At 41.0% G+C, this 14,109-nt stretch carries 17 protein-coding genes, 1 tRNA gene, 1 rRNA gene and 1 riboswitch; of the genes, 7 read left to right on the forward strand and 12 right to left on the reverse strand.

The genetic code is table 11. The features are described 5' to 3' along the window. Positions 1 to 80, reverse strand: a 16S ribosomal RNA gene (locus KVT11_RS05375); the annotation flags it as partial. 436 nt (positions 81 to 516) lie between these two features. Then, a riboswitch (TPP riboswitch) is annotated at positions 517 to 619 on the forward strand. A 96-nt stretch (positions 620 to 715) separates the two neighbouring features. On the opposite strand from KVT11_RS05375, the gene thiT reads away from it, so the two are divergent. Next, positions 716 to 1,291, forward strand: coding sequence for an energy-coupled thiamine transporter ThiT (gene thiT / locus KVT11_RS05380; protein WP_007500615.1), 576 nt, complete (start codon positions 716 to 718; stop codon positions 1,289 to 1,291). Positions 1,292 to 1,531: 240 nt separating this feature from the next. On the opposite strand, the gene KVT11_RS05385 is transcribed toward thiT, so the two are convergent. Then, positions 1,532 to 2,086 carry a GNAT family N-acetyltransferase gene (locus tag KVT11_RS05385; RefSeq protein WP_017359009.1) on the reverse strand — a complete coding sequence of 185 codons (555 nt, stop codon included), beginning with the start codon at positions 2,084 to 2,086 and terminating at the stop codon, positions 1,532 to 1,534. A 149-nt stretch (positions 2,087 to 2,235) separates the two neighbouring features. Between KVT11_RS05385 and KVT11_RS05390 the strand changes: the two genes are divergently transcribed. From KVT11_RS05390 to ftsW, 3 genes are read left to right on the forward strand one after another with little or no spacing between them, the layout of a single operon-like run. After that, positions 2,236 to 2,895, forward strand: a complete 660-nt coding sequence (locus KVT11_RS05390) for a DUF1232 domain-containing protein (protein ID WP_008344040.1) — start codon at positions 2,236 to 2,238, stop codon at positions 2,893 to 2,895. A gap of 14 nt (positions 2,896 to 2,909) precedes the next feature. Continuing rightward, positions 2,910 to 4,064 carry a rod shape-determining protein RodA gene (rodA, locus tag KVT11_RS05395; protein ID WP_017359008.1) on the forward strand — a complete coding sequence of 385 codons (1,155 nt, stop codon included), beginning with the start codon at positions 2,910 to 2,912 and terminating at the stop codon, positions 4,062 to 4,064. Between the two features lie 5 nt (positions 4,065 to 4,069). Continuing rightward, entirely contained in the window at positions 4,070 to 5,203 is a 1,134-nt protein-coding gene (ftsW, locus tag KVT11_RS05400) for a putative lipid II flippase FtsW (RefSeq protein WP_393920093.1), read from the forward strand. A 31-nt stretch (positions 5,204 to 5,234) separates the two neighbouring features. On the opposite strand, the gene KVT11_RS05405 is transcribed toward ftsW, so the two are convergent. Further along, on the reverse strand, positions 5,235 to 6,782 hold the full coding sequence (locus KVT11_RS05405; RefSeq protein ID WP_007500611.1) for a flotillin lipid rafts scaffold protein FloT: 1,548 nt from the start codon (positions 6,780 to 6,782) through the stop codon (positions 5,235 to 5,237). 11 nt (positions 6,783 to 6,793) lie between these two features. After that, the gene (locus KVT11_RS05410; protein ID WP_017367919.1) at positions 6,794 to 7,324 is read right to left on the reverse strand and encodes an NfeD family membrane protein; all 531 of its coding nucleotides are present in this window, start codon (positions 7,322 to 7,324) and stop codon (positions 6,794 to 6,796) included. Positions 7,325 to 7,529: 205 nt separating this feature from the next. On the opposite strand from KVT11_RS05410, the gene KVT11_RS05415 reads away from it, so the two are divergent. Further along, complete coding sequence (locus tag KVT11_RS05415; RefSeq protein WP_035701118.1) at positions 7,530 to 8,009, forward strand: DinB family protein; 480 nt, start codon at positions 7,530 to 7,532, stop codon at positions 8,007 to 8,009. A gap of 40 nt (positions 8,010 to 8,049) precedes the next feature. Here KVT11_RS05415 and KVT11_RS05420 read toward each other — a convergent pair whose 3' ends face one another. Further along, positions 8,050 to 9,258 (reverse strand): choline dehydrogenase, encoded by a 1,209-nt coding sequence (locus KVT11_RS05420; protein ID WP_116306097.1) that lies wholly within the window; start codon positions 9,256 to 9,258, stop codon positions 8,050 to 8,052. A 27-nt stretch (positions 9,259 to 9,285) separates the two neighbouring features. Further along, complete coding sequence (gene betB / locus KVT11_RS05425; protein WP_108611768.1) at positions 9,286 to 10,755, reverse strand: betaine-aldehyde dehydrogenase; 1,470 nt, start codon at positions 10,753 to 10,755, stop codon at positions 9,286 to 9,288. 206 nt (positions 10,756 to 10,961) lie between these two features. Here betB and cudC point away from each other — a divergent pair, with 206 nt between their 5' ends. Next, a complete protein-coding gene (cudC, locus tag KVT11_RS05430; protein ID WP_060832585.1) occupies positions 10,962 to 11,519 on the forward strand; it encodes a transcriptional regulator GbsR in 558 nt (185 codons plus the stop codon). Positions 11,520 to 11,591: 72 nt separating this feature from the next. Further along, positions 11,592 to 11,664: transfer RNA gene (locus KVT11_RS05435), tRNA-Ala, on the forward strand. A gap of 59 nt (positions 11,665 to 11,723) precedes the next feature. Here the strand turns inward: KVT11_RS05435 and KVT11_RS05440 are convergent. From KVT11_RS05440 to KVT11_RS05465, 6 genes are all read right to left on the reverse strand, one after another. After that, positions 11,724 to 12,170, reverse strand: coding sequence for a hypothetical protein (locus KVT11_RS05440; protein ID WP_039169955.1), 447 nt, complete (start codon positions 12,168 to 12,170; stop codon positions 11,724 to 11,726). A gap of 102 nt (positions 12,171 to 12,272) precedes the next feature. Continuing rightward, positions 12,273 to 13,094: a peptidoglycan recognition protein family protein gene (locus tag KVT11_RS05445; protein WP_202734266.1), complete on the reverse strand. Its 822-nt coding sequence runs from the start codon at positions 13,092 to 13,094 to the stop codon at positions 12,273 to 12,275. A 19-nt stretch (positions 13,095 to 13,113) separates the two neighbouring features. After that, entirely contained in the window at positions 13,114 to 13,377 is a 264-nt protein-coding gene (locus KVT11_RS05450) for a phage holin (RefSeq protein WP_019743388.1), read from the reverse strand. A gap of 12 nt (positions 13,378 to 13,389) precedes the next feature. Further along, a complete protein-coding gene (locus KVT11_RS05455; protein WP_017367922.1) occupies positions 13,390 to 13,602 on the reverse strand; it encodes a BhlA/UviB family holin-like peptide in 213 nt (70 codons plus the stop codon). 36 nt (positions 13,603 to 13,638) lie between these two features. Beyond that, on the reverse strand, positions 13,639 to 13,779 hold the full coding sequence (locus KVT11_RS05460; RefSeq protein WP_017367923.1) for an XkdX family protein: 141 nt from the start codon (positions 13,777 to 13,779) through the stop codon (positions 13,639 to 13,641). Then, positions 13,779 to 14,099 carry a heme oxygenase-like domain-containing protein gene (locus KVT11_RS05465; protein WP_019743387.1) on the reverse strand — a complete coding sequence of 107 codons (321 nt, stop codon included), beginning with the start codon at positions 14,097 to 14,099 and terminating at the stop codon, positions 13,779 to 13,781. Before KVT11_RS05465 ends, KVT11_RS05460 begins: the two co-directional genes overlap by 1 nt. Positions 14,100 to 14,109 lie beyond the last annotated feature (10 nt).

A 14,109-nucleotide genomic window follows, 5' to 3' on the forward strand; every position in this document is an offset into this window, starting at 1 on the left:
CTCCCTTCTGTCCGCTCGACTTGCATGTATTAGGCACGCCGCCAGCGTTCGTCCTGAGCCAGGATCAAACTCTCCGAGGTATGCAGGATGCATATCACACATGCGTTGCTACACGATGTAGCGAACTTAGCATGTGATCATTTCCTGCCTCGCCAGTTTGACTGACTACCTATGATGTATCATAGGATTTTTTTATAAAAACTCGAATTAACAGGTACGTTTTGTCTTGTTTAGTTTTCAAAGATCATCTTCGTTATCGCTCAGAGGCGACTTTATTAATATAACATTCTATCAAGATGAAGTCAACAACTTTTTTCTTGAATGTTATTTCTCAACCGCGCTGTTTCAGCGGCGAATACAAATATAACACCTTTTAAAAGAAGAAACAAGTATTTTTTCTAAATAATTTATTTTTCCTGATCTCTTCCTATATATTCGTACAAAAAGGGCTTCTCTCAGTAATTCACTATTGTTGATCCTGTAGGTCTTTAGTATATTTATAATAGATTGAAATTTAATAACCGCAGGGGGAGCTTTGTGCTGAGAGTGAACAATTCGTTGTTCTGACCCTTTGAACCTGTCAGTTAATACTGAAGTAGGAATGTGGAATCACTTGCATACATGCATGTATGCAAGCCGATATGTTTTTCTATGAATCACATACTCATCCTGACATGGTCTCTCCTTGCACAATTCGTGAAAAGGGGATTTTTTTATGCAGCAATCAAATCAATTAGTACGACTGATGGAGATCGCCATCATGACTTCTCTTGCACTTGTTTTAGATTATTTATCAGGTCTCTTTTTAAGAATGCCAAACGGCGGGTCAATTGCACTGATCATGATTCCTGTCATTCTCATGTCCATTAGATGGGGCGTGTCTGCTGGATTTATCATCGGTGTGTTAATCGCAGGACTGCAGCTGATGAACAATCCTATTATTGCTACACCTGTACAAGGATTTCTAGATTACTTTGTCGCATCTGTTGTGATTTGTTTAAGCGGGCTATTCTCAGGATCAATTAAAAAAGCCATTCAGGATAAAAAGCGAAAGAAACAATTCTTCTATATTATCCTAGCTGTATTTGTCGCCAGTTTCTTCAGACTGCTGACGTTCTTTATTTCAGGTGTAGTCTTCTTTTCTCATTATGCACCAAAAGGAACACCAGGTTGGGTGTATTCATTAGTTTATAACAGCACATATATGATTCCTTCATTTATCATTTGTAGTATTGTTCTTTGTTTACTCATCCCTAGTGCGTCTCGTTTGGTTTTTCCTCGACAAAAATAACCCAGCTGTTTCAGCGGGTTATTTTTTTATGCATAATTTGCTGCTCTATTGAATCTATTAATAGTAGAAGATTTCATGCTGGAGGTACGACAATGAATCCTTACTCCATTATGCTGTGCTGTTACATCCTCAGTCTCGCCTACTTTTTGGCCAGTTTCTATGAGGCATTAAAAATAGCAGGTGTGAAAGGGAAAGTAGAGGCTTCTCCTTTTATATCTTATATTTTACTCGCCATCCTTTTTACTTTTTTCTCTCATTATTATTGGAAGCTGACGATATAATTTGTTGAACATGATCACTTAGTACAGACAGTTCCCATCCATACCCTATTTCCTCATGGTTCTCACCAGCCAACTCGAATTGGCTGGTGACGGCAAAACTAGGTTGAAGTTTTTGATAAAATTGCTTCGCTGAATTTTGCTCAAATACCCAGAGCAGCATATTCTGATAGCCTTTCTCTATTAAATAATCCACACCTTTTGCAATCAAAGCCATACCCGCTCCTGATTTCTGTTTTCTCTGCAACAAATAGATGGCATAAAGCTCACCATCATATATTGAATATCTCTCATCACGCTGTTTTCCGAAGGAAGCAAAACCAAATACTCCATCAGCATCCTCTGCGACAAACGTGCCTTCAAGCGACCTGCTTCTCCAGCTCTCTTCCCGCTCCTCTACATTCAAAGCATCTAAATACTCTTGTGAAATAATGCCGTGATAAGTCGTTTGCCAGCTCTTCACATGAATTTCGGCAATTTTAGGAATATCATTATGTACTGCATGTCTAACCTTCATCTGCACACCCCTTTTAGCCATTTCCTACTCTATGTTTCATATGATAAGTTGCTATTTTATAAAATTCAATCCCTAATGGATATTCGTTGACTTTTTGTCAACACCCCTATATATTGGGTACGACTTCTTCTATTGAAGAGTTGAACTTTATGGAAAGGGTGAAGAAAGAGATGGAATTTAAAACAACTGAGCTTCGGCAGTTTTTAAAAGAACAACTGCAAATACGTTCTCTTTCATTAAGAGAACTCAGTACACAAACAGAAATTGATAAAGCGACACTGTCTAGAATCATGAACGGAAAAAGAAAACCGACTTTGAACCATTTACAGCGGCTTTCAGATGCTCTACACATTTCTTTAGATCATCTATTGGCCACGGCCGGATTCTCAATTAAAAACGAAAGAGTTCACGGTAATACGTTCATTCAAGCAGTAGAAGAGATTGAGCGAACGCTGAAAGATCATGATGTCTATGACGGGACGTTCAGCGAGAATGAATTGAAACAGAAGTTAAATGAATATGAAACCTATAGTCAATCAGATGAGGGAAAAGAAACAATCTCAGCAAAGTTTGAAAAAAAGATAGATACGATAAGTGGTGTTGGGCCATTTCTTGATCAATTGAAAAGCATGTACTGCTCGTTCATGAGCGGACGGGGGACTTCTCGAGAATTGATGTTGATGGGAGGCGCATTACTTTACTTCATTATGCCCGTTGATTTAATACCAGATTATATTTTTCCGATCGGCTATATTGATGACGCTGCAGCGGTGCAGGTCGTATTAAACCAGCTGACAAATAGGTCATAGCAGGTGACGGAGACATGAAAAAACAGAACAGCATTGACTTCGCATTATTATTCACTGTCATTTGCTTCTTTGTGATCAGCCTACTAGCTGTGTATAGCGGATCGGGACAGTATGAAACGCAAGATATGTTTTATTTCGTCAAAAGACAAGTTTTCTGGTATATCGTCGGCTTTGGCCTTATGGCGGCAGTTGCTTACTTTGATTATGAACTGCTTGAGCGGTTATCTTTTCGATTATTTGCAGGTGGTCTCTTCCTCATCATTCTCGTTCATTTTTTTGGCACGAATCAAAATGGCTCCCAAAGATGGATCAACTTGGGGCCCATGAAAGTGCAACCATCAGAATTTATGAAAATTTTTGTCATTCTTCTGTTAGCGGCTATTTTAAATCGATACAAACATCAGCGCTTTTCGTTTAAAGAAAGCATGATTCCTACAATGAACATCATATGCTGGACCGCTGTTCCTTTTTTCCTGATTTTAATTCAGCCAGATTTGGGGACGGCACTTGTGATCTTGTCTATCGCTTTTACACTGATGCTTGTGTCAGGCATTTCAAGTAAGATGATCGCTGCATTAATCGCTTCTTTTCTCGCGCTTCTTGCATTTTTGACCTACTTGCACAATGAACATTTTGAGCACTTTACAAAAGTGATTAAACCTCATCAGCTTGATCGCATTTATGGGTGGCTCTCCCCTGATGAATTTGATTCGACATATGGGTATCAACTGAAACAAGCAATGCTTGGCATTGGGTCAGGGCAATTATCAGGAAGCGGGTATACAAAAGGAAATCAAGTACAAGGGGGAAATATCCCTGAAGCCCATACAGATTTTATATTTGCAGTCATTGGCGAGGAATTTGGTTTTATCGGCGCCTCCCTATTGATCTGTTTATATCTTATGATGGTCTATCGAATGATTCATGTGGCTATGCATGCGAATACCCTTTATGGGCTTTATATATGTGCTGGGGTGGTTGGGCTGATCGTCTTTCAAGTCTTCCAAAACGTTGGGATGACAGTAGGGCTAATGCCTGTGACTGGTCTTGCCCTTCCTTTTATCAGTTATGGGGGTAGTGCGCTTTTAACCAATATGATCGCCATTGGCCTTGTGTTTAGTGTCAATTTGAGGTCCTCATCCTACATGTTTGGACGTAACTGGGATTGAAGGTGATGTCATTGATTCTTTCTCACCTAAAAAAAATCGACCACATTCTTGCTGGGACGATTGTTTGTCTTTGTTTCTTTGGATTGCTGATGGTGTACAGTGCGAGTTATCCTTTAGGCGAAATAAAATATGGACAGGGCAGCTACTTCTTCATGAAACAGTGGCAATGGCTTTTGATTGGGTTCTTCTTTTTCATCGCTGCGGCCCTGGTTCCATATCAAGCTTACCGTAAATGGATTCGTTGGCTTGTGATGCTGTCACTGCTATGTCTTCTCCTTGTCCTACTTCCAGGAATCGGTGTTGTCAAAAACAATTCACAGCGATGGATTCATTTGGGCTCTCTGATCATCCAGCCGTCTGAGGCTGTGAAATTAGTGATGATCATCTATTTTGCCTATGTATATGCAAGGAAACAAGCGTACATTACATCCTTTAAAAAAGGAGTATTGCCTCCACTTCTTCTTTTAAGTCTAGCTTTTTTATTGATTTTAAAACAGCCAGATTTAGGTACAGCAGTTTCTATTTTATTGAGCTGCGGTATCGTCTTATTATGTGCTGGACTTAGAACACGCCACCTCATTCTACTAGGTTCGACGGCTGCGGCAGGAATCACTTTTTTTGCTGTGACCGCTCCTTATCGTTTGAAACGAATCACTTCTTTTCGTGATCCTTTCATGTATGAGGATGGAGATGGTTATCAGCTGATCCATTCTTATCTCGCCATGAATTCAGGAGGGCTTACCGGGAATGGTTTAGGCGGAAGCATTCAAAAACTAGGGTTTCTTCCTGAAGCCCATACAGATTTTATTATGGCCATCATTAGTGAAGAGCTGGGAATCATGGGGCTGTTGTTTGTGATGGGTGCCTACCTACTCATCATATATCGCGCCGTTCGAATCGTTCAAGGTTTACAAGATCCATTTGGAAAACTATTAACGATCGGGCTTACTTTTCAAATTATGATTCAAGCAGCCTTTAATCTCGGAGCTGTCTTTGGGCTTCTCCCCATTACAGGCATTCCTCTTCCCTTTATTAGCTACGGCGGATCTTCATTGGTGTTCATGATGATATCTGCAGGCATTCTTGTGAATCTCTCTTCATCTATCAAAAGACACCGGCATGTGCCCCAAGTAAAATAGACACCCTCTATCAGAAGGTGTCTTTTGATTTTTATTCTTCTATTTGACGATCAGCGATTTCTTTTTTTCTTGGCTGTTTGATTTCATTCGTCAGTTCTTGGATGCTTTGTTTCACATTGCCTTTGCCAGAGAAATTCTCAATAATTTCTTTAACATCAATTCCAGAGGAAGCTTTCAGACTTTCTTGAAGACTGGACATAAGGTTTGTCGCATAGCTGGTCACTTTGTTGGCGCCGCTGCCTTCCCCGTTACCACCTGTATCAACAACTGTAATTTTATCAATGTTAGAAAGTGGAGCAGATACTTGTTTCGCATATTCAGGTAGCATTTTCACAATCATATCAAGAATCGCCGCTTGACCATACTGTTCGAATGCTTCTGCAATTTTCTCTTTCGCTTCTGCTTCCGCAAGTCCTTTCAACCTAATGACTTCTGCTTCTGTTTCCCCTTTTGCACGATCGGCTTCCGCTTTGGCAAGCCCGTCAATCCGAACTTTCTCTGCTTCTGCTTTTGCCATTGCTTCAATGCTGTATTTCTTCGCATCTGCTTCTGCAAGACGCTTCGCTTTTTCCGCCGCAGCCGACTGCTCAACAGCATAACGGTCCGCATCTGCTTTCTTTTTCACTTCAGAATCGTATTGACGCTCACGACGCTGGATCTCTTTTTCTTCTAATTCAATTTGCTTCTGACGTTCAATGATTTTGACTTGCATTTCTTGTTCAGTTACGTGCTGACGATTACGAGCTGTTTCAAGATCGTACGCTTGGTCAGCGCTTGCTTTTGCTGTATCTTGTTCACGTCTGAATTCTGCTCTTTTCAGCTCATTGATTTTTTCTGCTTCAGCGATTTCAGTGGCACGCTCAAGCTCAGATTTTTTCGCATCTTTATCTGCTTCTGCACGTTTGATACGTGTTTCTTTATCTGCTTCTGCTGTCGCAATATCTGCATCGCGTTTCACTTGAGCAATTCTAGGTTTACCTAGTGATTCTAAATAGCCATTTTTATCACGGACATCTTTGATTGTAAACGATACAATGACAAGACCCATTTTCGCTAGATCTTGAGAAGCGACACGCTGTACTTCTTGAGAAAATTTCTCTCTGTTTTTATAAATCTCTTCAACTGTCATTGACCCTAAAATGGAGCGAAGGTGTCCTTCTAGTACTTCTCTTGCTTCATTTTCACGATCTTCTTTTGTTTTCCCTAAAAACTGCTCTGCAGCAGTGGCGATTTCTTCAATTGATCCGCCAATTTTAATGATCGCCGTTCCATCCGCCATGACCGGTACACCCTGCTCAGTATAGACTTCAGGCGTTGAAACATCTAGCTTGCTAGATAGTAAGCTGAGCGGCTCTGCTTGTTGAAAAACAGGGAGTACAAAGGTACCTCCACCTCTTACAATCTTAATCTTGTTTCCACCTTCATCCACGTGGACATTTTTACTTCCGAGGTAACTTCCTGTGACGATTAATGCTTCATCTGGACCAGCAGTCCGGTATTTCGAAACAAATACACCAATAAGTGCAATGAGAATCACAAGCACAATTCCAATAATAATTAATATGGTTGTTCCTGGCATAGCATTCCCTCCTAGATTTCTTCATTTGGTATAACAGATAACACGCCTTTGTTCACTTCGACGACCAGCACCCGGGTTCCATATGGAATCTCCTCTTCGTCGAAACTGACGGCAGGCTTTGAGATTTTTCCGCTGTTACTAATTAACAGCACTTCTCCAAACCCATCTTTTGGTACAGATACAATGATCTCCCCAGTTCTTCCTTTTAGGTCGGCCTCCGTATATGAAAGAGATTCTTCAGCAGAGGAAAGCGGGACTAAGACAAATACATGTAAACAAGTAACGAGAACCACTGCGAGGATGGCAGATAATACGGCGCCAAGTCCACTTCCTACAATTGCTGTTTTTTCAGAGATAAATCCTCCAGCCGAGAAAAAGGTAAGAAATGCGAGGATCAATGTTGGTTGAAGGAACGGGACAGGAATCGCTTCAAACAATCCATCAAATACATCGCCAAAAAAGACGAAAACAAGCGTCAGGATTCCTGATACCATCAATATGTATAAGTACAGCGTCTGAAGAGGCAGCCCAAACACGTCCATCTTCCTCACCCTTTCTTTATGAAATGAGCAGCCTTTCATTCATTTAGACTATGCTCACATCCAAGTGTATTCCTTCTAACAGGTAATACGAACCACTTTTGTAAAGGTTTCATTTTTCATCACAATTCATTAAAGGATTTCTCGGATAGCTAAAGAATGATTGTCTTGTACCAGTATGATAAAATTTGATCTTGAGGTGAGAGAAATGAGTTTATTACATGAAGCAAGACAAGAATTGTGGCAGGAGCTGCAAGGATTGAGCGAAGAACAATTAAATCAAAAATTATCTGATGATACTTGGAGTATTCAAGAAGTTGCAGATCATTTAAAGAAGATGGACCTAGTTGCAGCAAAACATCTAGCTGCCGAGGGGAAAAAAGCACCGATTAAAGAATATGAGCCAAAGCCGGTGGAAATGGCAGAGGATCGTTCAAGAAAAGCCACCGCGCCTAGTATTGTTGAACCAGAGCGCAAGCATGTGACACCTACACATTTAAAAGATGAGCTTGATACAGCTCGTGAGAAATTAAATCAAATTTTATCAACGTTTATAGAGGAAGATTTCAAACGCGTGATTGCACATCCTGTATTTGAAGAACTTTCATTAAAGCAATACCTTGATTTTATCGGCGCACATGAAAAGCGCCATATTCATCAAATTAAAGAAATTAAAGAACAGCTATAAGATGTAAAAAAGACTCCCTTTTGGGAGCCTTTTTTCATTGTTACACTGTTTTAGGTGTTAAATCAAAGCAACGAGCGTAAATCCAGTTGTATGCTTTTTCGTTCAGGTCTCTTGGGTTTCCAACTGTTTGCGGATCTTTCATTGCTTCTGTAGATAAACGGTCGATCATATCTTTTGGTACACCTTGTTCTTCTAATGAAGGAACTTCTAGGTCTTCCACTAAATCATACATCCAATTCACTGCTGCTTTTGCAGCTTCCTCTGTTGTCATTCTGCTTGTATCAATTCCGAATGCTTGCGCAATTCGAGCGAACTTCTCTGGGTACCCTTTCCAGTTATATTCCATGACAGGTCCCATCATTGCCGCTACACATTGGCCATGTGCGACAGGAATAATACCCCCAAGCGTTTGACTCATCGCATGGGCTGCACCAGCTGATTCACTTCCATAGGAAAGTCCTGCAAGCATCGCAGCTTGTGCCATTCCATATCTTGCTTCTAAATCCTCTCCATCAGCAAAGGCACGGCGAATATAATGAGCAGCATATTCAATGGCCATGAGCGCTACCGCATCTGTAATTGGCTGAGCAAACTTCATCGTATAGCATTCGATCGCGTGCGCAAGCGCATCGATACCCGTCATAGCCGTCACATGCGGCGGCATAGATACATGAAGCTCAGGGTCAATCACTGTTAGGTGAGCTGCAATGAGTGGGCCACCTGTGTTGAATTTGAATTCCCTTTCTTCGTCAGTAATCACTGCCCACTGCGTGACCTCTGAACCTGTACCAGCCGTTGTCGGAATGGTGGTTAACGGAGGGATTCTATTTTCAAGCGGTTTTTTCCCCTCAGCCGCTTCGTAATCAAGAACTGATCCTTCATGAGTCGCTTCCACACCAATAGCCTTCGCTGTATCCATTGAGCTTCCGCCGCCTACTGCGACTAAACCATTACAGCCTTCTTTTTCATATAACGCAGATCCTTCATTCACTAAACGGACTGGCGGGTTTGGTTCTACTTTATTAAATAGAACCACATCAACTTGTGCTTCTTTTAATGAAGCAATCACTGGATCTACAACACCCGCTTGATAAATACCAGGATCTGTGACAAGCAATACCTTTGAAACGCCGTATGCTTTCACTTCTTCCCCAACATGTTTCACTGCCCCAATGCCATGCTTGATGACAGTCGGAATTTCAAACGTATGGAATTTTTGCATGCTTTCAATTTTCATATTTAAAGTCATATAGAATCTCCTCCAGATAAGTGATATTTATTTAAACCAATGAACCGCTTCTGGTTTTGTATTTCGATATAAATGTTTTAGTTCCGTATATTCTTCAAGGCCCGTACGTCCTAATTCACGTCCAAGACCTGATTGTTTATATCCGCCCCACGGTGCTTGGGCAAAATAAGGATGGAAGTCGTTGATCCATACCGTGCCTAATCTTAATTGACGAGCCACTCGTTCGGCTTTGCCGATATCAGAAGACCACACCGCTCCTGCTAAACCATAAATCGTGTCATTTGCCAGCTCGATGACTTCTTCCTCTGATCGGAAGGATTCGACAGTGAGGACTGGTCCAAACACTTCTTCCTGTACAATTCGCATCTCTGATGTACAGCCTGAGAAAATCGTCGGCAAGTAGAAGAATCCTTTTTGAAGCTCCTCTGCATCAGGTCGTTTCCCACCTGTCTCTAAGGTTGCTCCTTCTTCTAGACCAATACTGACGTATTTTTCTACTTTTTCTCGATGCTCAGCTGAGATGAGCGGTCCGCTCTGGGTTCCTTCATCAAAGCCGTTGCCTAGCTTGATTTTTTTCGTACGCTTCACCAGTTCTTCTAAAAATTCATCATGAATAGATTCTTCCACTAACAAGCGTGAACCTGCTGAACACACTTGCCCTGCATGGAAAAACACAGCATTCATTGCCTGGTCAACCGCTACGTCTAAATCAGCATCTTGAAAGACGATATTCGGGTTTTTCCCGCCGAGCTCAAGGGCGATTTTCTTCACATTCCCGCTGGCTCCCTGCATGATTTTCTTACCTGTTTCAATACCGCCTGTGAATGAAATTAAATCGACTTGGTCATTGACAGCCAGCTCATCTCCAACAGTTGCTCCAGGTCCAAGTACTAAGTTGGCAACGCCTGCTGGAACACCCGCTTCTTCCATAAGTTTGAAAACTTTGATCGTGGTTAATGGTGTAATTTCACTTGGCTTTAGTACGATTGTATTTCCAGCTGCAAGTGCAGGAGCGATTTTCCAGCTCGCTTGAAGCAATGGATAGTTCCAAGGAGTGATTTGACCGCATACACCGACAGGTTCTCGGACTAATTCACTTTTTGAGTTTGGAATAGGCGATACAATGATTTCCCCGCCATCCTTATCAGCAAGCCCCGCATAATATTGGAACACGTTCGCAATATCGTCCATATCCGCTTTGCTTTCTTCTAATGTTTTGCCGGTATCAAGTGATTCTAATTTGGCTAATTCATCTAGGTCTCGCCTAATCAATTCAGCAATTTTAAACACAATATTTCCTCTTTCAAGTCCAGGCATGTTTGCCCAATCACCTTGATCGAAGGTTTTTCTCGCTGCCTTAATGGCTAACTGCGCGTCATTTCTTGATCCTTCACTGACTGTCGCGATCACTTCTTGATTAAATGGATTGATGATATCTCTTGTGTCGCCACTCTTAGCGCCAACCCATTGTCCATCGATAAATAGTGTTTGACTCATAGAAGGAACCTCCTCTGATTCTCTTTGGTAAGTTTGTTAAATAAAAATTTAACGTTTTGAACATAATTAACTTAACATGTTCAAATTTTTCTGTCAAAGGGGGATATGCTTCTTTTATTTTGACATTTTGCATTCTTTCGTTAACATATAGTCCATAAAGATTTTTTTGAACGTATTGAATTCACTTAATAGAAAGCAGGGACAAGATGAAAAAGCAGGAACAGCCACAAGCAGAAGAACGCATTTTAGCTGCTAAAGATCTCGTCATTGATTCCATCGCTGAAACAATGGATCTCTATGGCATTACTAGAAGTGCGGGTATTCTATATGGGACGATGTATTTAAATGAGGAAATGACGCTGGATGAAATGCGTGAAGAGCTGCAAATGAGTAAGCCTAGTATGAGTACGGGTGTGAAAAAACTGCAAGACATGAATATTGTCAAAAAGACCTTTCACCGCGGCCGAAGAAAACACAGCTTTGTTGCTGAGAAAGACTTTTTTAAGTTTTTCATGAACTTCTTCCCGCAAAAATGGGAACGAGAGGTCGAGGTTAATCTAGCAGCGATTGAAGAAGCGCAAGAACGCCTTCAAGGTGTAGCTCGTGATGATCAGGCGGAGGAACATGAAAGAGAGGAAGCGAAACAGCTCATTGAACAGCTTGAAAGCTCAAAAGCCTACTACGACTGGCTTAGACGATTAGCCCACTCGGTTCATTCGGGAGACATCTTTGACTATATTCCGATTGATCAGAAAGAAAAATAGCCGGGGTGTTTGTGTTTTACAGCTTGAATTTTACAGGAGGATTGATTATAATAAGTTATGTCGTAATACTTTGGGGCATTAGCTCAGCTGGGAGAGCGCTACGCTGGCAGCGTAGAGGTCAGCGGTTCGATCCCGCTATGCTCCATTATCAAAAGCCTATCCAATGATGGATAGGCTTTTTCATTTGATTTTACTCATAAAAGCTTATTTGTCTGGTTCTTGAATTTGATAACCAAAGACTCCTTTTATCTCAACATCCCCACAGCCTTCTTTTTTGGTCAGTTTAATACCATGGGGTCTATAAATGTAGCGCCCACTTGATAAAATTCGGTCTGTTGCACTTAGATCATATTGGTTACCTGTATACTCTTTGACTGATGACGGAAAATCCGTTCCTGATAAGGATGTTCTGTAGAGTGTCACCTCTAGAGTACAACCCTCTGCATTTAGTATAGAAAATTGGTAGCCGTGAGTAGATGGATATTGTTCAGGATTATTTTGACCTCCTGGTACCCACAGATATTTTTCCTGTTCCGTCATGATGAAATCAACTTCTACTTCTCGATAAATGGTCTTAGCTGCAACCTTTTCCATATTAAAATGGAACATGACAATGAAACAAAGAGACATCATTACACTTATCCGCTTCATACAACCCCTCCATTCATTTTTACCATTATACAACAAATAACGCCAAAAATGGTTTTATTTTACTTTTTTATAATAGATAAGGGTTGATTCATTCCATATGTGTTAACTTTCTATGACCTTACTTAATGTTTTTTTGGTCTTTGGACCATATATGCCATCCGGGGTTAACCCATGCATCATTTGAAATCGAGACACTGCATTCGCAGTCTTGGGTCCGTAGTACCCATCGATTCCATTATTGATCGCTCCCTTATCAGGATAAAAATAAATCGATGCTAAGGCTTGTTGTACAGCTTTTACAGCTGACCCTTTTGTAAGAGGCTTCGTCACTTTTAAAATACCTGCAGGCAAACTGTATGTTTTTTTGACCTTGTTGGTTTTAGATGTTGATCTCGTTGATATGGTTTTGATAGATGTTTCTTTCACAGGTTTAGCTGTTGTCATTTGACTTGTAGATGCTGATGCAATACCAGCCTTGAAGCCATCCCAACGATTTAACAGCTTACGCGGACACTCTTTCCCGCTCCAATGCTTATGCGGCACCACGTTTGATAAAGGAATTCCTAAATCCCCCATCAGTTTCCGAATAAGCCATTGGGCGTTTTTAACAGCCTGTTCAAAATTAGCGCCTGCATTTTCACAAATTTCAATTCCAATTGATTTCATATTGCCGGTTCCCCTGCCATCTCCTGCGTGCCAGCCATTTTCGTTTAAAGGTAAATGCTGATAAATGACCTGATCATCGACCGTGTAGTGCCAGCTAACCCCGGTACTTGCCCGAGCAACAAATGCTGCATGATTTGCCGCATCAGCCCCCCGTCCAGTGTTCGATGTATTATGCACCGTAATATAGAGCGGCTTCATCCTGTTTCCTGGTCTGTTGCGATTCTGTTTTGGGATGAGTGCTTGAATGATCTTCACCATATTGTTTCTCCTTTAAGAATTATTTTGTTAACCCTCTTTGTTTCAGGGCATCTTTTTGCAATTGACCTTTATAGGTCACATAATTATTTTTAAACCAAGCGATCACGGCAGTGACCATAGTGAAAATTGTGGAACCTGCCACATATAGTGCCTCTCCTGCGGTTTGCACTTGCTCCTCGCTAATCGGCAGCACCGTTTGTCCAAACATGACAAGCGTTTGGTTGATAAGCGCAATAAAAAGAAGCACTGTGCGAATCACAGTGCCTTTGTCGAATGTTTTCATGATGTTTTCCTCCTATTTTAAATTCCGTTCAATTTTATCGAGCTTGTCGATCACGACGTCATACTTCTCACTAAACTTTGCTAACACATCATTTTGTGCCTCGATTTGCTCATTGAGTTTGTTTTCTCGTTCTTTTGTTGTGTTGAGAACATAAAACAGAATCCAGCAAAAGAGAACGGCGAATGGGCCTTGTGTCATTAAGTTTTGAACGACATCTACTTCCATTTGAATCACCTTCTTTCCGGCAAAAAAATAAAGCCATTAGGCTTCGTATATTTCTCCAGTTATATTTTGATAGTCTTCTGCCGAGATCCAGCCAATGCTTACATAAAATGCAATGTCCTCTGGGCCGTAACACTGCCAGTCCCAGAATTGTTTGATATCCGCTACAGTTGGAAACATCAATCTGAAGCACCTACTTTTTGCATAGCTAATAGCTGCGTTAATTGTTTTGATAACAAAGCATTTTGTTTCTTTAAAAGTTCTATATCACTTGGCGGGAGAAGGGCCGGTTTTAAGCTGTCTATATACTCTTGGGTCGCTGATTCATACCATTGTTGTTTTTTCACATCAAATGCAGCCTTATAAAAAGAAGGATTATTGGGTGGTGCAATTGTTGTGCATTGCTCTGGAATAATATAATTTCCTTCATCATCCCTTTCGAACACTTCGATAGGTCTGATCAATTCATTTTGCTGATTGTATTCATAGGCTTGTATCATTTGTATCACT

Source organism: Bacillus sp. GbtcB10, from assembly GCF_019091365.1.
GTDB classification, from domain to species: domain Bacteria; phylum Bacillota; class Bacilli; order Bacillales; family Bacillaceae; genus Bacillus; species Bacillus altitudinis.